Annotated in this window: 17 protein-coding genes; 7 read left to right on the forward strand and 10 right to left on the reverse strand. The window is 72.6% G+C overall.

Annotated features, from left to right (window positions below):
* Positions 1 to 26 precede the first annotated feature (26 nt).
* The 5 genes from AC5L34_RS21110 to AC5L34_RS21130 all read right to left on the reverse strand — a co-directional run bounded on the left by AC5L34_RS21110 (position 27) and on the right by AC5L34_RS21130 (position 4,851).
* A complete protein-coding gene (locus AC5L34_RS21110; protein ID WP_494826585.1) occupies positions 27 to 1,007 on the reverse strand; it encodes a D-2-hydroxyacid dehydrogenase in 981 nt (326 codons plus the stop codon).
* Positions 1,004 to 1,207 (reverse strand): tautomerase family protein, encoded by a 204-nt coding sequence (locus AC5L34_RS21115; RefSeq protein ID WP_089000078.1) that lies wholly within the window; start codon positions 1,205 to 1,207, stop codon positions 1,004 to 1,006. The genes AC5L34_RS21110 and AC5L34_RS21115 overlap by 4 nt, the downstream gene beginning before the upstream one ends.
* A 5-nt stretch (positions 1,208 to 1,212) precedes the next feature.
* The gene (locus tag AC5L34_RS21120; protein WP_441176512.1) at positions 1,213 to 2,085 is read right to left on the reverse strand and encodes a tetratricopeptide repeat protein; all 873 of its coding nucleotides are present in this window, start codon (positions 2,083 to 2,085) and stop codon (positions 1,213 to 1,215) included.
* Positions 2,086 to 2,152: 67 nt separating this feature from the next.
* Positions 2,153 to 3,763: an ABC transporter substrate-binding protein gene (locus tag AC5L34_RS21125; RefSeq protein ID WP_494826588.1), complete on the reverse strand. Its 1,611-nt coding sequence runs from the start codon at positions 3,761 to 3,763 to the stop codon at positions 2,153 to 2,155.
* 38 nt (positions 3,764 to 3,801) lie between these two features.
* Positions 3,802 to 4,851: a dipeptidase gene (locus AC5L34_RS21130; protein WP_494826590.1), complete on the reverse strand. Its 1,050-nt coding sequence runs from the start codon at positions 4,849 to 4,851 to the stop codon at positions 3,802 to 3,804.
* Positions 4,852 to 5,210: 359 nt separating this feature from the next.
* Between AC5L34_RS21130 and AC5L34_RS21135 the strand changes: the two genes are divergently transcribed.
* Positions 5,211 to 5,717 (forward strand): DinB family protein, encoded by a 507-nt coding sequence (locus tag AC5L34_RS21135; RefSeq protein ID WP_441176508.1) that lies wholly within the window; start codon positions 5,211 to 5,213, stop codon positions 5,715 to 5,717.
* A gap of 30 nt (positions 5,718 to 5,747) precedes the next feature.
* Here the strand turns inward: AC5L34_RS21135 and AC5L34_RS21140 are convergent, their stop codons facing one another.
* From AC5L34_RS21140 to AC5L34_RS21155, 4 genes are all read right to left on the reverse strand, one after another.
* Positions 5,748 to 6,530: an alpha/beta hydrolase gene (locus tag AC5L34_RS21140; protein WP_441176507.1), complete on the reverse strand. Its 783-nt coding sequence runs from the start codon at positions 6,528 to 6,530 to the stop codon at positions 5,748 to 5,750.
* A gap of 22 nt (positions 6,531 to 6,552) precedes the next feature.
* The gene (locus AC5L34_RS21145) at positions 6,553 to 7,722 is read right to left on the reverse strand and encodes a spore photoproduct lyase family protein (protein ID WP_441176506.1); all 1,170 of its coding nucleotides are present in this window, start codon (positions 7,720 to 7,722) and stop codon (positions 6,553 to 6,555) included.
* A gap of 64 nt (positions 7,723 to 7,786) precedes the next feature.
* A complete protein-coding gene (locus tag AC5L34_RS21150) occupies positions 7,787 to 8,188 on the reverse strand; it encodes a DUF4180 domain-containing protein (RefSeq protein WP_441176505.1) in 402 nt (133 codons plus the stop codon).
* A complete protein-coding gene (locus tag AC5L34_RS21155) occupies positions 8,181 to 8,627 on the reverse strand; it encodes a helix-turn-helix domain-containing protein (RefSeq protein ID WP_363904600.1) in 447 nt (148 codons plus the stop codon). The genes AC5L34_RS21150 and AC5L34_RS21155 overlap by 8 nt, the downstream gene beginning before the upstream one ends.
* A 521-nt stretch (positions 8,628 to 9,148) precedes the next feature.
* Between AC5L34_RS21155 and AC5L34_RS21160 the strand changes: the two genes are divergently transcribed.
* The 3 genes from AC5L34_RS21160 to abc-f all read left to right on the forward strand — a co-directional run bounded on the left by AC5L34_RS21160 (position 9,149) and on the right by abc-f (position 13,435).
* Positions 9,149 to 10,348 (forward strand): RtcB family protein, encoded by a 1,200-nt coding sequence (locus AC5L34_RS21160; protein ID WP_494826593.1) that lies wholly within the window; start codon positions 9,149 to 9,151, stop codon positions 10,346 to 10,348.
* 121 nt (positions 10,349 to 10,469) lie between these two features.
* On the forward strand, positions 10,470 to 11,561 hold the full coding sequence (locus AC5L34_RS21165; RefSeq protein WP_494826595.1) for an SRPBCC family protein: 1,092 nt from the start codon (positions 10,470 to 10,472) through the stop codon (positions 11,559 to 11,561).
* A gap of 224 nt (positions 11,562 to 11,785) precedes the next feature.
* Positions 11,786 to 13,435, forward strand: coding sequence for a ribosomal protection-like ABC-F family protein (gene abc-f / locus AC5L34_RS21170; RefSeq protein WP_494826597.1), 1,650 nt, complete (start codon positions 11,786 to 11,788; stop codon positions 13,433 to 13,435).
* Positions 13,436 to 13,444: 9 nt separating this feature from the next.
* Here abc-f and AC5L34_RS21175 read toward each other — a convergent pair whose 3' ends face one another.
* On the reverse strand, positions 13,445 to 14,650 hold the full coding sequence (locus AC5L34_RS21175) for a chitosanase (RefSeq protein ID WP_494826599.1): 1,206 nt from the start codon (positions 14,648 to 14,650) through the stop codon (positions 13,445 to 13,447).
* A 213-nt stretch (positions 14,651 to 14,863) separates the two neighbouring features.
* Between AC5L34_RS21175 and AC5L34_RS21180 the strand changes: the two genes are divergently transcribed.
* The 3 genes from AC5L34_RS21180 to AC5L34_RS21190 all read left to right on the forward strand — a co-directional run bounded on the left by AC5L34_RS21180 (position 14,864) and on the right by AC5L34_RS21190 (position 17,652).
* Positions 14,864 to 15,343: a hypothetical protein gene (locus AC5L34_RS21180; RefSeq protein ID WP_494826601.1), complete on the forward strand. Its 480-nt coding sequence runs from the start codon at positions 14,864 to 14,866 to the stop codon at positions 15,341 to 15,343.
* A gap of 353 nt (positions 15,344 to 15,696) precedes the next feature.
* A complete protein-coding gene (locus AC5L34_RS21185; RefSeq protein WP_494826613.1) occupies positions 15,697 to 16,821 on the forward strand; it encodes a snapalysin family zinc-dependent metalloprotease in 1,125 nt (374 codons plus the stop codon).
* Between the two features lie 138 nt (positions 16,822 to 16,959).
* Positions 16,960 to 17,652 (forward strand): hypothetical protein, encoded by a 693-nt coding sequence (locus tag AC5L34_RS21190; RefSeq protein WP_494826603.1) that lies wholly within the window; start codon positions 16,960 to 16,962, stop codon positions 17,650 to 17,652.
* Positions 17,653 to 17,955 lie beyond the last annotated feature (303 nt).

Below are 17,955 nucleotides of genomic sequence, written 5' to 3' on the forward strand. Positions count from 1 at the left end.
GCCGCCTCACGACGCGGACGGGTCGGTCAGTACCCCAGCTCGGGCTGACGCTTCGTGCCGGTCAACGGCTCACCGGCCAGGTACAGGTCGAAGTTGGCGCAGAAGTCCGCGTAGAGCCGCTGCAGGTTGCCCGAACCCCGGAACGACGTGTGCGGGGTGAGCGTCGTGCGGGGCAGCCCCCACAACCGGTGCTCCGGGGGCAGCGGCTCCTCCTCGAACACGTCGAGCACGGCACCGGCGATCCGGCCCTGCCGCATGGCGTCGACGAGGGCGTCCTCGACGACCAGCGCACCCCGCCCGACGTTGACCAGGATGCCGGTCTCCTTCATCGCCGCGAAGTGCTCAGCGTCGAAGAAGTACCGGTTCTCCCTGGTCAGTGGCATGGCCAGCACCACGGAGTCGGCCTCGGGCAGCTGCGCGAGGTGGTCGGCGAACGAGACCACCCGGTCGAAGCCCTCGGCGGGCGTACCCGCACGGTTGACCCCGATCACGGTGACGCCCAGTGCCCTGGCGCGCCAGGCCACCTCGCGCCCGATCCCGCCGGTGCCGAAGACCAGCATGGTGCTGCCGATGAGGTCCCGGCCGACGATGCGCACCCACTCCCGGCGCTCCTGGGCCTCGCGCAGCTCGGGAAACGCCCGCTGGTGCAGCAGCACCGCACCGATGACGTACTCGGCGATCGGCACGTTGTAGGAGTTCCCGGATCGGGTGTAGACCAGCCCTTCGTCGAGGCGGCGGCGCATGATGTCGCCGCCCACCCAGTCGAAGCCGGCGGCGGTGATCTGGACCCAGCGCAGGCCGTCGCACTTGCTGAGCAGCTCGTCGAAGGTGTCCTCGTTCATCGCGCTGCGTAGGATCACCTCGGCGTCGAGGTACTCCGCACGTACCGGCTCGTCCTCCGGCACCGACGTGAACCGGCACTGTGGATAGCGCTCGCGCAGCTGCGGCAGCAGCTCGGCCAGGTTCGGCGTGATCAGGACGTGGGGTCCCCCGGTGGCGGTGGTCATGACGACTCCTGCGCCTGCTTCTTCCGCTCGTTGTAGGTCAGGCCGCCCTTGGCCCAGTTGTCGTACGAGACCTCGTACAGCAGGACGTGGGTGTTCTCCCGCGGGGAGCCGTACTTGACCAGCACGTCGGTCAGCTCGGCGATGATCGCGTTCTTGGTCTCCTGGTCACGCTTGCCGATCTCGGCACGGATGATTGCCATCGTCCTCAGTTCTCCTTTGTCGTCGCCGCCGCGGCGAAGTCGGGATTGTTGGCGTACTCGGCCTTGACCGCGAGGTAGGCGAAGGCGTGCGTGACACCGGTCCGCAGCACCCCGTCGAAGACCTCGCGGGCCTTCTCGATGTCGCCCTGGTAGTAGTGCCAGTTGCCCAGACCGTAGCCCTGTGTGACGGTCTTCAGGTCGTTGCCGTCACACATGGCCCACAGCTGCTCAGGGGTGATGTCGCCGGTGTAGAGCTGCATCCGGCCCTCGTAGCCGACCAGGTGGTCCTCCTGGACCAGGGCGATCTTGCGGAACCGGTCGAGCACCTCCTCGGCCTCGGCCGGCCGGCCGAGGCGGCGCAGCGCCATGTACTGCCAGTCCTGCGACGCCACGGTGCCCTCCTGGTGCCGGGAGGACTCCTCGGCCGCGCGGAAGCTGGGCAGGCAGCCCTCGAAGTCACCGCTCAGGTACTGGGCGACCCCGAGGTGGTACCAGATGCCGGCGTGCAGCGTCGTGTGGTACCGGCCGAGGGCCTGCGGGTCCTGGGCGGCCATGGTGTCGGTGAGGTGCTGCGGGCGTACCTGCTCGGGCCTGCCGAGGATCAGGCTGACGACGTCCTTCTCCACCTCGGGCTGGTACATCTCGTACTCGTCCTCGACGCCGGGCAGCTGGTCGGCCGCGGCGCGCAGGTCGGCGATGGCGCCGGCGTAGTCGCCGATCGAGATGCGCCGGTGCCCACGGAAGCGCAGCAGGCGTGCGCTGCCCGGCTCCAGCTCGAGCGCCTCGGTCAGCAGCGCCACCGACTCGCCGTGCTTGTTGAGATAGCCCTTGAGCCGGGCGGCGATGACGTAGCGGTCGGTCAGCGGTACAGCCGTCATGGGCCTGCCTTTCGTCGTCCTGCGGGGGTGGCGGGGGCGCCGGGAGGCCGGCGTCCCCGCCACGGCGTCAGCGGTCGAGCCAGATGTGCCGGTAGAAGCGGTACGTCGGTGTCGGGTCGCCCTGGTATCCCATGACGTCCTTCTGCACCACGTCGAAGTCCGCGTTCAGGAAGGTCATGGCCACCGGCCCGCGGTCGGCCAGGATCTTCTCGGCCTGCTGGTAGAGCGCGGCGCGCTTGTCCTTGTCCATCTCCGAGCGGGCCTGCACGACGAGGTTCTCGTACTCCTGATCGGTCCAGTTGCCGTAGTTCAGGCCGCCGCCGGAGAGGAAGCTGGCGGTGAACCGCTCGTCCGGGTCGTAGGTCAGACCGAAGCCGGACTGGTACATGTCGAAGTCGGCGGACTTCGTCTTCGTGTCGGCGATGGTCGACTCGACCGACTCGATGGTCACCTTGATGCCGATCTTGGCGAGCTGCTGCTGCTCCACCTCGGCCGAGCGCACCTGGAACGCCGACGTGGCGATGACCATGAGCTTGGCCTCGAAGCCGTTCGGGTACCCGGCCTCGGCCAGCAGCGCCTTGGCCTTCTCGATGTCGGCCTTGCCGTAGATCGGCTCCTGCACCGCGCCGAACCGGTCCGGTGGCAGGTATCCGGCGTTGAGCGCGGTCCCGAAGCCGGAGTTGGCCACGTTGAGGATCTCCTGGCGGTCGAGCGCGAGGAAGATGGCCTGCCGGACCTTGACGTTGTCGTACGGGGCCTTGGAGGTGTTGAGCCGCAGGTGCAGCGAGAGCGACCCGGAGCCGCCGTACCACTTGAGCTTCTCGTCGCGCTTGAGCGCGTCGATGAACTCGGGCGCGGGACGCCAGAGGAAGTCGACGGTGCCGCTGCGAACCGCCGCGGCGCGGGCGTTGTCGTCCGGGTTGAACGTGAAGTCCATCCCGTCGAGGTAGGGGACGCCCGGCTCCCAGTACTGGGCGTGCTTGTCGAGCTTGATGGCCTGGCCGGTGACCCGCGAGGCCATCTTGAAGGGGCCGCTGCCGCCGTCGACGCTGCCGTTGAGGCCGCCCGCCTCGGCCACCGTGCGGTCCACGATCGACGAGGCGGCGGTGGAGAGCAGGGTCAGGATCGCGGCGTTCGGTTTGGCCAGCTTCATCTCGACGGTACGTTCGTCGAGCGCCGTGACCGAGGTGATGCCCTCGTAGCTACGGGCCCGTGGCGCCCGGGTCGCCGGGTCCTTGGTCCGTTCGATCGAGTACTTCACGTCCGCCGCGGTCACCTTGCGCCCGCTGTGGAAGACGGCGTTGTCGCGCAGCTTGAACGTCACCGACAGGCCGTCGGTGCTCTGCGTCCACGACTCCGCGATGGCCGGCTTGATCTCGCCCCGGTACGACTGCACCAGCGACTCGTAGATCTGCTCGTTGATGACGAAGGCCGAGGTCTCCGACATGCGGTGCGGGTCGAGTTCGTTCGCGTCCAGCCGGATCATGACCCGGAGCCGACCGCCGGACTTCGGGGTGCCTGCCGGCTGCGACTCGTCCTGAAGGCGGACGTTGCCGCTCAGGCCGTCGTTGGAGCTGCTGCCGCTGTTCTTGGACGGAGGCTCACCGCCTCCGCAGCCGGCGGCGAGCGCCGAGATGACGCCCACTGCCAGCACCTTGGTCAAAACACGAGTTCGCATGGGTCTCCTTGGCTGGTATCACGATCAGCACTTACAGGTCAGGCCGGTTTCCACGTCTGTCCGTAGACCCGGAGCCAGTTGCCGCCGAGGACCTTGGTCACGTCCGCCGGCGAGAAGCCGCCGTCCAGCAGCGCCTGGGTGAAGTTGGGGAAGTCCGCGGCGTCGTCCATCCCGATCGCCCGACGCTCGGCCCAGCCGAAGTCGCCGAGGAGGTTCTGGTGCTCCTTGGACTTCGACTGGGCGATGGACTTCAACTGCGCGATCCGCATCGGCTCGGTCCACGTCTCGTCGTAGTCGGTGGCGATCGCGACGTGGTCGATGCCGGCCACCTCCACCACGCGGCTGACGTGCTCGACGAAGCGGGCGAGATCCGGACGCCGGGACGGGTCCTCCGGGTAGTACAGGAAACCTGACAAGGTGGTGATGCCCATGACGCCGCCCTGCTCGGCGAGACTGCGCAGGTATCCGTCGGACTTGGCCCGGATGTGCGGCGACATCGCGTCGCAGAAGGAATGGGTGACGACGACCGGCTTGGCGGACGCCTCCATGGCGTCCAGGCCGGTGCGCTCGCCACAGTGCGAGACGTCGACCAGGATGCCCAGCTCGTCCATCGCCTGGACGAAGCGGCGACCCCGGTGCGTCAGACCCGAGTCGGTCTCCTCGCCGCAGCCGGCGCCGAGCAGGTTCTGCCGCTGGTAGGTCAGTTGCAGGATGCGGACGCCGAGATCGTAGAAGGTGCCGAGCAGGTCGAGATCGACGCCGATCATCTCCGTGTCCTGCGGACCGAAGATGACGGCCTCCTTGCCCTCGGCCTTGGCCCGTTCGATGTCGGCGACGGTCAGCGCGAGCAGCACGTCGTCGGAGTGTTCGTCGATCCACCTGCGGCACCGGTTCACCTCCCGCAGGGCGGTGACCGTGTCCGCGTACGGCCTGGTGACGGTGTGGTTGACAGCGGTGACGCCGCCTCGCCGGATCCGGTCGAGGTGGGCGTCGCTGAGCTCGATGACCGTGCTCCCGTCCACCACGGTGGCGGCGGCGTGGAGGTCGGTCGCCAAGTTGGCGGGAATTTCCGTGGCGGCAGTGTTCACGTCATCTCCAGGATCATCGGAAGATGGTGAGACCCTACGAGTGCCGGCGGTTCATGTCCATAGATCCTGGCTAACTCGTCAAATTATCGCCTCTGAGCGACGAATTTCGTCATATTCGCAGGTCATCAGTCGTTCTACGGGAGCACTACCGGACAAACAGGATGGCCTTCTGCTCCTGGCCTGATCACGGGGTCGTGGCGCGTCCGGTCGGGACCTTCGGGGTGCCACGGGTCGGAGGGCGGCGGCCGCGTACCGCGTCCCCGCCGACGTCCGGCATGATCACCCTGCGGCGGGGTCCCGCCGCGCAGCCGAGCGACCGTCGGACGGCGGGTGTGCCGTCACGCGAGGGGGAGTGGGCCGTGGCCACCGAACGGATCGGGCCGCCCGTCACCGGGGGTGAGCGCGAGATGCTGCGCGCCTTCCTCGACTACCACCGGGCGACCCTCGCGATGAAGTGCGACGGCCTGTCCGACGAGGACCTGCGCCGGCAGTCGATGCCCCCGTCCACCCTGTCGCTGCTCGGCCTGGTCCGGCACATGGCGGAGGTGGAGCGGGCCTGGTTCCGCCGCACCATCGACGGCGAGGACGTGCCGCTGGTCTGGTCGGACTCCGGTGACTTCCAGGTGGCGTACGACGCGAGCGGCGCCACCCGCGCCGATGCCTTCGACGCCTGGCAGCGGGAGGTGGCGCACTCCCGCCGCATCGAGCGCGCGGCCGAGTCGCTCGACGTGACCGGCCGCCACGCCAGGTCCGGCGAGGACGTGTCCCTGCGGCTGGTGATGCTGCACCTGATCCACGAGTACGCCCGCCACAACGGTCACGCCGACCTGCTGCGCGAGGGCATCGACGGCGCTGTCGGCGCCTGAGCCGGCTGGCGGCTTCCGCGCCCCGTGCGCTCAGCCGCCGGTGCGCAGCGGCAGCCAGGCCAGCACGTCCTGGATCTTCGCGTCCCAGTACGCCCAGTCGTGCGCGCCGGGGGAGAAGTCCACGGTGAGCGGCACGCCCCGCTCGTGGGCCGCCGCCACGAAGGTCAGGTTGTCCTCGTACAGGAAGTCCTCGGTGCCGCAGGCGACGCGCAGCGCGGGCAGGTCGTCGCGCGTGGCCCTGCCGAGCAGGGCGAGGAGGTCGTCGTCGCTGCCCGCGACGGTGCGCTCGCCGAAGGCGGTGTGCCAGACGGCGGGGTCGAGGGGCGCGGTCGTGGCGTGGCGGCGGGCGGCCACGTCGAGCGCGCCGGAGAGGCTCGCCGCCGCCGCGAAGCGGCCCGGCTCGCGCAGCGCCCACTTCAGCGCGCCGTAGCCGCCCATCGAGAGTCCGGCGACGAAGGTGTCCTCCCGGCGCGCGGAGAGCCGGAAGAACCCGTGGCACAGCCGGGGCAACTCCTCGGTGAGGAAGGTCCAGTACCGGTTGCCGTGCTCCTCGTCGGCGTAGAAGCTGCGCCCCACCTGCGGCATCACCACGGCCAGGCCGAGCGGCGCCACGTACCGCTCGATCGAGGTGCGGCGCAGCCAGATCGTGTCGTCGTCGGACAGGCCGTGCAGCAGGTAGAGCACGGGCGGGTCGCCCTGCCCGGCGCTGCCGGACATGCCGATCTGCGTGGTGGTCTGCTGGGGCAGGATCACCGTCATCGAGGTGCTGAGACCGAGCACCTCGGAGTAGAGGTCGACACGCGTCAGGGCCACGGTCGTCGACCGTAGCGGATCGTCAGGTCCAGTACAGGACCCGGCAGGCCGGCAGCCGGGCCGCCAGCTCGCGCTCGAACCAGGAGCGCAGCTCCGCCATGGTGTCGCGCGGGTAGACGTACTTCACCGCGCCGAACCTGCCGTACCTGCGGGTGCGGGCGGACTCGTCCATCTCCAGCCGGGTACGTGGGTACCAGCCCAGCAGCACCTCCCTGCTGCCCGGGGTGAAGCGGTGGGTGATCAGCTCGGCGGTCAGGTCGAGCCCGGGCACTCCGGCGACGGCGCCGGCCACCGCGTCGAGCAGTTCGCCGTAGTGCTCCCGCCAGCCGGGCAGCGGCATGATCGGCGCGACGGTCAGGCCCACGGGGTAGCCGTCGAGGGCGAGTCGACGCAGCGCCGACAGCCGGTCCGCGACCGTGGCGGTGCCGCCCTCCATCCGCTCGCTGACCGGGCGGCAGTTGACACTGAACCGCACCCGGGTGCGGCCGGCGTGCGGCAGCCCGACGAACGTGTCGACGTCGGCGTACTTGGTGGTCCAGCGCAGCTGCACCGGGGCGTCCCAGCCGGCGAAGTGCTCCACGGCCCGCCGCCAGCTGCCGGTGAGGTGCTCCAGGGCCAGCGGATCGGTGTAGCAGGACGCCTCGAAGGTGGTGCCCTCGCCGGCCCGCGCGGTGCTGCGGCTGGTCACCGTGCCCCGCCCGGCGTAGTCGGCCAGGCCGGCGAGGATGTCGTCCAGGTCGGCGTAGACCCGCGTCACCGGCGGCCCCGACAGCGAGCCGGCCAGGTAGCAGTACTGGCAGTGGGCGGGGCAGCCCTCCGCCAGGTCGAAGCGCCAGTCGGCGCTGGGCGCGATGGGTTGCAGCCTGCGGCGCGACGGCGGGCTGACCACGATCGCCATGGTCGCCTTCGCCCGCGCGTACGTCTGCCGTTCCGTGTCGCCCCGGACACCGGTGAGCCGGTTGGCGCGCAGCCGCTCGACCTCGATGCCCAGGGCCTCGACCCGCTCGGCGATCCGCCGGCCGTGCGGATGGGCGAGTGCGGCCGGCGTGGCGACCACCCGGCGCGGCGTCCACCGCCGCGCCGGGCGCGCCGCCGGCGCCAGCCCGGCCAGGTCGCGGGTCGGCACGCGTTCGCCGCTGGCGTCGTGCGGTGCGGGCGGTACGTCGACGGCCAGCGGCTCGTCGACGTCCACGGGCTCTGCCCCGGGCCTCATCCGCGCCGGTTACCCGCCCCGCCGGCCGGCAACCCCGGGGCGGTCAGCCGCGCGTCGGTGCCCCGTCCGGCCCGCGCCCCGCCGCCGGCGCCAGCCGGGCGTCGAGGGCGTCGAGGTCGGGGACGAACCACACGTGCCCGGACCGGTTCGACTCGTGGACGAGGGCGCGCAGGGCCGAGCTGGCCGCGAGATGCGCGGCGATGTCGCCGACGACGACCAGGCGGATGCGGTAGTTGACGAACTTCTGCATGACCTCGCCGGCGAAGCGGGTGCCGAGGGCGAAGAAGGAGGGGTCGAGCCGGCTCGCCGGCACGGCCACCAGTTGGGCGCCGAGGAAGGCCGCGCCGATCAGGTCCAGCGCGTCCTGCTCGGTGGCCACGGGGGGACCGTCCGGGTCGCACACCAGCACCGGCACCCCGGCCCGCTCCTGGATGACGTCAGGCACCGCCGGCCTCCCCGGTGAGCAGGCCGTTGTCGCCGTCGAGCACGGCGTCGACGAGACGCAGCACGTCGGCGGTGGCCGAGGCGCCGCCCAGTATCACGATCTTCATGCGGTTTCGCTCCTCGTCGTGGACGGTCTGGATGCGCAGCGGGTGTGCGGGCTGGTGGTTGGTGTTCGCCGTGGCCAGGACGAGCGTGGCCAGCCGGTCGGCCGCGGCCCGGTCGACGCCGTCGATCTGCAGGATGCTCGACACCTCCACCGCCGCGCCGCCGGCGGGCGCCGGCCGGCCTGTCAGCGCGTCGAGGTCGGCGCGGGCGATCCGGTACTGCTTGCCGATCCGCACCGCCCTGAGCCGACCGGCGCGGATGTAGCCACGCACGGTGCGCACGTGCAGTCCCAACCGTTCGGCCACCTGCTCGACTGAGAACATTTCCTCACTCATCGGCACCCAATCTAGCCCCCATAGGGAAGTTTAGGGAAGTTCTCATCCTCGCCGCCGGGCACGTGTGTCCCCGAATATCCATTGCGCGGCCCCTGCGGCCCGCCTACCGTCATCGGCGCAAGGTCAACCGAACCACCCCAGGGGAGTACGCCGTGTCGCAGCGCACCCGCACCGACGCCACGTGGCCGACGCCGCGTGGTGGGGCCGCGCTGTCCACAGGCGGACGGGCCCACTGGCGGCGCCGCCCCGAACGGGGCCGGCGACAGGGGTGGTGGCGCGGCTAGCGCCGACGCATACGCGCAGCCGCCCACCCCACCGGGGAACGGGCGGCTCTTTCGTCCACCCGGTGCGAGTCAGGTCGACCGCCGCACCCGTCGGGCCCCGCCCTTCGGGCCGGCCGCGCGCCGGGCGCGGGAGAGGCCGAGCGGCCACTCCCACCGGGTTCGACTCCCGGGCGGCCGTCGATCCCTTCCGGTTCCGCCGTTACGGCGACGACCAGCCGACGACACGAGGAGACGACGATGAGCTACACCCCGCTCGCGGGCACCCGCGCGCCGGTACGGGTCTGGACCGACCCGTACGCCATCGAGCCGCAGGCCGCCCAGCAGCTGCGCAACATCGGTGCGCTGCCCTGGGTGCAGGGCGTCGCGGTCATGCCGGACGTGCACTTCGGCAAGGGCGCCACGGTCGGCTCGGTCATCGCGATGCGGCAGGCCGTCTCGCCGGCCGCCGTCGGCGTCGACATCGGCTGCGGCATGTCGGCGGTGCGCACCACGCTGACCGCCGCCGATTTCCCCGACGACCTGGCTGGGCTGCGCTCGGCGATCGAGGCCACCATCCCGGTCGGGTTCAACCAGCGGGAGAAGCCGGTCGACCCGCGCCGGATCCGTGGGCTGGAGCAGGCCGGCTGGGACGACTTCTGGCGCCGGTTCGCCGACCTCGACCGGCGGGTGGCGCAACTGGAGACGCGAGCCCAGCGGCAGCTCGGCACGCTCGGCGGCGGCAACCACTTCATCGAGGTCTGCCTGGAGCAGGGCGGCGCCGACGACGGACGGGTGTGGCTGATGCTGCACTCCGGCTCCCGCAACATCGGCAAGGAGCTGGCGGAGCGGCACATCGCCGTCGCCCGGCGGCTGCCGCACAACGCCGACCTGCCCGACCGGGACCTCGCGGTGTTCCTCGCCGGCACGCCGGAGATGGACGCCTACCGCCGGGACCTGTGGTGGGCGCAGGAGTACGCGCGGCGCAACCGGGCGGTCATGCTCGCCCTGCTCTGCGGCGTGGTGCGGGAGCAGTTCCCGCAGGTCGGCTACGACGAGCCGATCAGCTGCCACCACAACTACGTGGCGGAGGAGAGCTACGACGGCGTCGACGTGCTGGTCACCCGCAAGGGGGCGATCCGGGCCGGCCGGGGGGACCTGGGCGTCATCCCGGGCTCGATGGGCACCGGCTCGTACGTCGTGCGGGGCAAGGGCAACCCGGACGCGTACTGCTCCGCCTCGCACGGGGCGGGGCGGCGCATGTCGCGGGCGCAGGCGAAGCGCACGTACAGCACCGCCGACCTGGCCGCGCAGACGGCCGGCGTGGAGTGCCGCAAGGACGCCGGCGTGGTCGACGAGATCCCCGGCGCGTACAAGGACATCACCCAGGTGATGGCGCAGCAGGAGGACCTGGTCGAGGTGGTCGCGCACCTCAAGCAGGTGGTCTGCGTGAAGGGCTGAGCGTCGACCGGCGCCCGGACGGGGGCGGGCGCCGGTCGTACGGCCCGGGCGGCGCGGCCGGCGTCCGGTGGGGATCCCCCCGTCCGGGCCGGCCCCCGATCGATACCCGTAGAGTCTCGCCGTGACCGAGATCGACGTACAGGTCGACCTGTTCCACCCGGCGGACCGGGTGTGGCACGCATTGACGGATCGCACCCTGCTCGCCCGGTGGTTCACCGAGGTCGAGCCGATGGCCGGGGCGCGCGGCCGGCTGCTGCTGTTCACGGCGGGCCTGCCCGGGTTCGACGCCGCCGTCGACGCGGAGGTGACCGACCGGCGGGAGCCGGAGCTGATCGCGTTGCGGTGCCTCGAGGGCGGCCGACGCAGCCGGCTGACCTGTGTCGTCGCCCCCACCGCCGAGGGCTGCCGGCTGTCGGTGCGTGAGGTGCTGGAGCACGGCGGTTGGGCCGAGGAACAGCGCGAGGGCCGCGAGGAGTCCTACCGGCAGGCGCTGACGGGGCGGCTGCCGGCGATCCTCGACTGGCTGGCCTTCCGGCAGGTCGACCTGCGCCGGGGCGAGGCGGGGATGACCGCCGAGATGCCCGTGACCGAGGGCGTCGACGACGAGCCGGCCCCGGGCCGCCGCCGCTGGCCGCTGCTGGTCGGCGGGCTGGTCGGCGTCGTGCTGGTCGCCGGGGCGGCGGTGTGGGCCGTGCCGCCCGCCGACCCGGAGCCGGTCGCCGGCCCGGCTCCGGCACCGTCGTCGACCGCCACGGCCACCCCGAGCCGTACGCCGCAGCCGACGCCCTCCGCCCGCCCCACGCGCAGCGCCTCACCGAGCCCGTCCCGCCCGAGCCGCACGCCGTCGGCGACCCCCTCGGCCACGCCGTCGCGTACGCCCAGCTCGGGCGCGCCGTCGGCGCCCGCCCTGACCGCCCGCTACGAGACCGTGTCGACGCGGCTGCTCGGCTACACGGGCGAGGTGGTCGTCGACAATCCCGGCGGCGCGCCGGTGAACGGCTGGAAGGTGGTCGTCACGCTGGCCGAGGGCGGCTCGCTCACCGACGTCAGCGGGGCCGACTGGCGGCAGGAGGGGCAGGTCGTCACCTTCACCGGGCCGTCCGTGCCGGCCGGTCGCTCCCGCACGTTCACGTTCGCGGTCCGCGACGTCGACCCGCTCACCAGGGCGCCCGAGGACTGCGCGCTGGGCGACGCGCCCTGCGCGGGTCTCTGACGCCGGCGCGCGTACCCGTCGCGTCGGACACGCGCTGTTAGGATGGGCGGCAGTGATCGGGACAGGGAGACCAGACATGGCGGGTGACGACGACATCTCCGGGTGACACCGGATGGTGCCCGGCCACCGGCAGGCGTTCGACCGCCGCCGTGGGCCCAGGGCGTCGTTGCCGCATCCCGTCTCCCGGGCGCCGGGCGCGCCCACGTCACCGCAAGGGTCTCCCCATGTCGCAACCCTCCATCGTCTGCTCGCGCCTCTCCTTCTCCTGGCCGGACGACACCCCGGTCTTCGAGGGGCTGTCGTTCACCGTGGGCGCCGGCCGCACCGGCCTCGTCGCGCCCAACGGCGCCGGCAAGACCACGCTGCTCCGGCTGATCGCCGGTGAATGTCGGCCCACGGGCGGCTCCGTGACCGTCGACGGCGTGCTCGGCTACCTGCCGCAGAGCCTCCCGCTGACCGGTGACCTGACGGTTGCCGAGGTCATGGGTGTCGCGCCGGTCCTCGCCGCGCTGCGCGCCATCGAGTCCGGGGACGCCGACGAGGAGCACTTCACCACCATCGGCACCGACTGGGACGTCGAGGAGCGCACCCGCGCCCAGTTGGACCGCCTCGGCCTCGACGACGTGTCCCTCGACCGCCGGCTGCACACCCTCAGCGGCGGGCAGGTGGTCTCCCTCGGCCTGGCGGCGCAACTGCTGCGGCGCCCCGACGTCCTCCTCCTCGACGAGCCCACCAACAACCTGGACCTCGACGCCCGCCGCACGTTGCACGCCGTGCTGGCGGACTGGACCGGTTGCCTGCTGCTGGTCAGCCACGACCGGGCGCTGCTGGACGGGATGGACCGCATCCTCGAACTCGACCGCGCCGAGATCCGCTCCTACGGCGGGAACTACACCGCGTACGAGGAGGCGGTGCGCGCCGAGCGGGAGGTCGCGGAGAAGAACGTCCGTCACGCCGAGCAGGAGGTCAAGCGGGAGAAGCGGGAGATGCAGCAGGCCCGCGAGCGGGCCGAGCGGCGGGCCGGCAACGCCGCCCGCAACCTCAAGAGCGCCGGTCTGCCGAAGATCGTCGCCGGTGGGATGAAGCGGAGCGCGCAGGAGTCGGCGGGCCGCGCGAACGAAACGCACGCCGCGCGGGTCGGCGACGCCAAGGCCCGGCTCGACGAGGCGGGTCGAGCCCTGCGCGAGGAGCAGCGGATCACGCTGGAGCTACCCGGCACGAACGTTCCGGCCGGGCGTACGGTCTTCGACGGCGAGGGGATGCAGGTGCGCTACGGCGGGCGTGCCCTCTTCGCCGGCGACGGGCTGGAGTTGACGATCCGGGGGCCCGAGCGGATCGCGCTCACCGGCCCGAACGGCGCCGGCAAGTCCACCCTGCTGCGCCTGGTCACCGGCGACGTGCAGCCGGAAGGGGGCCGGACCAGGCGGGCCGACGGCCGCATCGCGTACCTGTCGCAGCGGCTGGACCTGCTCGACCCCGAGCGCACGGTGGCGGAGAGCCTGGCCGCGTACGCCCCGACGACGCCGGAGGCGCAGCGGATGACCCTGCTCGCCCGCTTCCTGTTCCGGGGCCCCCGCGCCCACCTTCCGGTCGGGGCGCTCTCCGGCGGCGAGCGACTGCGCGCCACCCTGGCCTGCGTGCTGTTCGCCGAACCGGCACCGCAGTTGCTCCTGCTGGACGAACCGACCAACAACCTGGACCTGGTCAGCGTCGCGCAGTTGGAGAGCGCGCTCGACGCGTACGAGGGCGCGTTCGTGGTGGTCAGCCACGACGCGCGGTTCCTCGCGTCGATCGGTGTGGACCGCTGGTTGCGGCTCGCCGACGGCCGGCTGCGGGAGACCGCCGCCCCCGCCGGCGTCGCATCGGAGTCGTGACCGGGGACGTCAGCCGATGCGGTACTGGTCGCCGTAGACGGCGAACACCAGCGGCGTGTTCAGGTTGAAGTTGCCGTTGTTCAGGAAGACCCGCTGCGCGGTGTCCACGCGGGAGGTGTCCGAGTGGGCGGGTTCCTTCCTCATCTCGGCGACCCGCTCGTCGAGGAAGGCGTGCAGCCAGGTCCGCTCGTCGCCGCCCTGGGCCGGGGGCTTCGCCCGGGCCAGGGCGCGGCTGCGGATCGCGCGCATGCCCTCGTAGCCGTGCATCACCGCCGCGTCGTAGTAGGCGAACTGCCCGAGCGCCCGCACCCCGTCGGCCTTGCCGTCGCGGACGGACGGGTTGAAGTAGACGCGGTCCCGCTCGGCCTCCTGCGCGGCCCGGAACACGGGATCTGCGGCGGCGGTGCGCCAGTCGCGGGGGAAGTACGGGTCGAGGCCGGCGTGCGAGTCGCTGCCGTTGACGGCGCGCAGCGCCGGCAGGTAGCCGGCCAGCACGTTGCCGGGCTTGGTCCGCGTGTACGCCTCCACCAGTTCGAGCATGTCGCCGGTGCCGGAGCAGAAGCCGATGATGCCGGCCGTGTAGCCCCGCCCGTCGCCGATGTCCTCGATGTAGGAGAACTGCGCGCGCCAGTCGAGCGAGGAGTTCTCCGCCGCCGACACGAGTTGCATGGCGACGTCCTTCTTGGCCGGGTCGTCGAGGGGAGCGCCGGCCGGGGCGGACGGGGTGGGCGTGGCGCCGCCGCCGGGCAGGGCCCACCGCTGGTTGGCGGTGCCGGAGCAGCTCCAGATCTGCAACCGGGTGCCGTTGGCCGTGCTCCAGTCCGTGACGTCGAGGCACTTGCCCGCGCCGGAGTTGACCAGCGCGCCGTTGCTGGCGGTCCACTTCTGTGCGCCGGTGCCGTTGCAGTCGTACAGCTGCACCTTGGCGCCGTCGGCGGTCGACGCGGCGGTGACGTCCAGGCACTTGCCGAGCGCGCGGACCGATCCGTCGGCGTTGCCGACCGTCCAGACCTGGGCTGCGGTGCCGTTGCAGTCCCAGAGCTGGATCGGCGTGCCGTTGGCGGGGTTGGCCCCGGCGACGTCGACGCACTTGCCGCCGAGGCCGGTGACCGTCCCGGCCGCCGCGGCGCTGGCCGAGGGCAGGCCGTAGCCGATCGCGGCGACGGTGACGGCGAGTGCCCCCGAGAGCTGGGCGACTGTCCGCTTGCGAGGCATGGCGCTCCTCGGGTGGGATGGCGGCGCGCCGCCTCCGGTCGGTGGGCCCCGCGGCCCCGTACGACGGCCGGACGGCCACCGGGAGCTTCAGGAAACTGTATTAACAGATAGCAGTGCGTCGATTGGCTGTCAAACGTCGAGGCCGGTCACCTCTGGGTGGGGTGGCATGCGACGTGGCACGATGCGGGGTGGACCCGAGCATTGGAGGCGGCAGTGTCGACACCCGTCACCGAGTTGAGTGAGCTGCGGCGTCGCCTGTCGCGGGTGATCCTCGTGCATGTCGGGCTCTCGGTCGGCTTCGCGCTGCTCGCGGCGGGCGGCGTGTCGTCGCCCGCCGGGCGGGCGGGGGCGTTCGCCGTGCCGTGGCTGGTGATCGGGGCCGCCGGTGCGCTCGGTGCGTTGCTCATCGCCGCCGCCGCGTGGCGACTGCGCGCGGGCCTCGCGGCGGGCCGGTCGTCGGGGAGCCGGTGGGCCGTGAGGTGGGAGGCGTCGGCCCGCCTGGGCATGGCGCTCGCGGCGGCGGTGGCGCTTGCCACCGGTGTCGCCGTGGCGCCGGCCGGGTCGGAGCGGGGATTCGTGATCGGGGTGGACGCGGCCCTCGCCGGCGCACTCGCGCTGTTCGCGCTGGCGGCCGGCGACGTCGGCCGGGCCGTCCGCTCGTCGGAGCGGACCGCCGCGTCGTCGGCCGGATGAGCGCCGGCGCCGGGGGCGATCCGCTCGCGGCGCCGAGGGGGGCGGAGGGCGGTCCTCCCGGCGGCCGGAGCAGGCTGCGGCCGGGCCGGCGGCGGTCGGGGCCGAGCCGCGTGGCCGGGCCCGATGCGGCCCGCCGCGACTGCGCGCCGATCCGGTCCGTGCGGCGCGCGGCGGTGCGGCCGGTATGACGATTCCGTTATGCCGCATATCGACGGCCCTCGCTCTAGCATTCACGTACATCGATGACCGGCGGTGGCACGCCGCCGGCCAACTCAGGGAGTGCGTGTATGTTCCGACGACAACTGCTGCGCGCGGCGACCGCCGCGCTGGCGGCGGTGCTGGCCGCAACCGGAATGCAGGTCGCCACCGACACGAGCGCGTCCGCCGCCGCCCGCACCGTCTACTACGACGCGAGCCGCGCCGGCGAGTTCCGCACCAACTTCGACCAGGCCGCGACCATCTGGAACAGCCAGGTCAGCAACGTCCGGCTGGTCCCCCGCACGCCGGGTAACGTCACCATCTACGTCGACAGTGGCTGGCCGCGCGCCCAGGTCACCAGCCTCGGCGCCGGCCGGGTCTGGATGGGCTGGACCGCCGTCAACCAGGGGTACAACCGCACCCGCATCGCCACCCACGAGCTCGGCCACATCCTCGGCCTGCCCGACCGGCGTACGGGGCTCTGCTCCGACCTGATGTCCGGCAGCAGCGCGCCGGTCTCCTGCACCAACGCCTACCCGAGCGCCGCCGAGGCGTCCCGGGTGGACCAGCTCTTCGCCGGCGGTCTCGCCGCGGCGGAGGCGCCGACCGGCACCTTCACGTGGAACGACACCGACGACATCTCGCCGCTGGTGGTCAACGGCCGGCCGGCCACCGAGAACTACCCGTGGATGGTGTACGTCTCCGGCTGCACCGGCACGCTGATCAAGGCGAACTGGGCGGTCACCGCCAAGCACTGCGGGACTCCCTCCTCGGTGCGGGTCGGCAGCATCTACCGCAACAGCGGCGGCACCGTCGTCTCGGTGATCCGGGCGGTGAACCACCCGAGCGTCGACGTCAAGCTGCTCCAGCTGTCCAGCTCGGTCAGCTACGCCCCGGCGCCGATCCCGAGCACCTCCGGCGCGGTCGGCACCGCCACCCGGATCATCGGCTGGGGCCAGACCTGCGCCCCCCGGGGTTGCGGTAGCGCCCCGACCGTCGCGCACGAGCTGGACACCTCGATCGTCGCGGACAGCCGCTGCCTCGGCATCAACGGCCCGTACGAGATCTGCACCAACAACACCAACGGCAACGCGGGCGCCTGCTACGGCGACTCGGGCGGCCCGCAGGTGCGCCGGATCAACGGGGCGTGGGCCCTGATCGGCGCCACCAGCCGGGCCGGCAACAACAACTCCACCTGCGCCACCGGCCCGTCCATCTACGTGGACCTGCCGTCCATCCGGACCTGGATCAACACCCAGGTCGGTGGCCTGCCGGTCTGACCCACCCCGGTACGGGGGACGCCGCTGACGGCGTCCCCCGTACGTCTGTCTTCGGGGGCCGTGCCGCCGGGGCGTCACGCGGCGACCACCCGGAGTGCGGTACGGTGCCTGGCACATCGACCCCTTCCGAGGTGAACCATGCGTGTCGTGGCCGCGCTCGCCCTGACCCTGGCGTTGGCTCCCGCGCCGACGCCCTCCGGCGGCCCGGTGGGTGACCTGCTCGACGGCGTCGGGCGGGTCGTCGACGACCTGCTCGACGGCGGTGGGAAGGCCACCCCGGGCGCCTCCCCGACGCCCGTCCCGTCCCACTCGACGGCGCCCGCCCCGGGCCCGGTCGGCCCCTCGGTCGCCCCGGTGGCGCCCGGCCGGTCCGCGCCCGCCAGCGCCAGCGTCGCCGGATCCGCACCCGTGAGTTCCCGCGACGGGACCGCCGGACGCCCGGCGGCACGGGAGGGTGAGGCGCCGCCCGCGAACGGGCCGGGCGCCGCCTCCGACGCTCCCTCGACGGTCGCGGCCCCGCCCCGCGAGGACGACGGGGGAGTGGACCGGTGGCTGGTCTACTGCCTGGCGCTGGGTGTCCTGGTGCTGTCCGTGCTGCTCGTCCTGACCCGGCGTCGCCAGCCTGCCGTCGCAGCGACCGGTACGGCTGGCCCGGCGACCGGCGCGGCCGGGTCGGCGAGTGGCGCGGCCAGTCCGGCGGCCCTCACCCCGGACCCGTACGAGGAACCCGTGGCCGACAACGTGACCCACCTGCCGACGGAACTCAACGCGATCTACGAGTTGGGTCGGCTCGACGAGCGGCTCATCCAGGAGCGCAACCGCCGGTCCTGAGCCGGACGAGCAGCGAACGGGGGACCCGGGAAGCGACCGGCGGCGGGTGCCCGGACGGGGTCGACCCGGGCGGGAGGGCTGGCGCTGCATGGCGAGAGGGCTGGTCCCCGGGCTCGGCGCAACGTCCCGGCTCGGCGGCGTGGCGCCTCCGGCTAGCTCGACGCCCGACAACGGTATGACGAAAGGGCCGGCCCCCCGGGTGGGGGTCGGCCCTTGTCGTCGTTGCGTGGTGCGGGGCTGCTGGTCAGGCGGTGTAGCCGCGGGTGGCGATCCAGTCGGCGAGGTTGTCGACGCTCATGCGGT

The sequence above is a fragment of the Micromonospora sp. ZG13 genome (assembly GCF_059359355.1).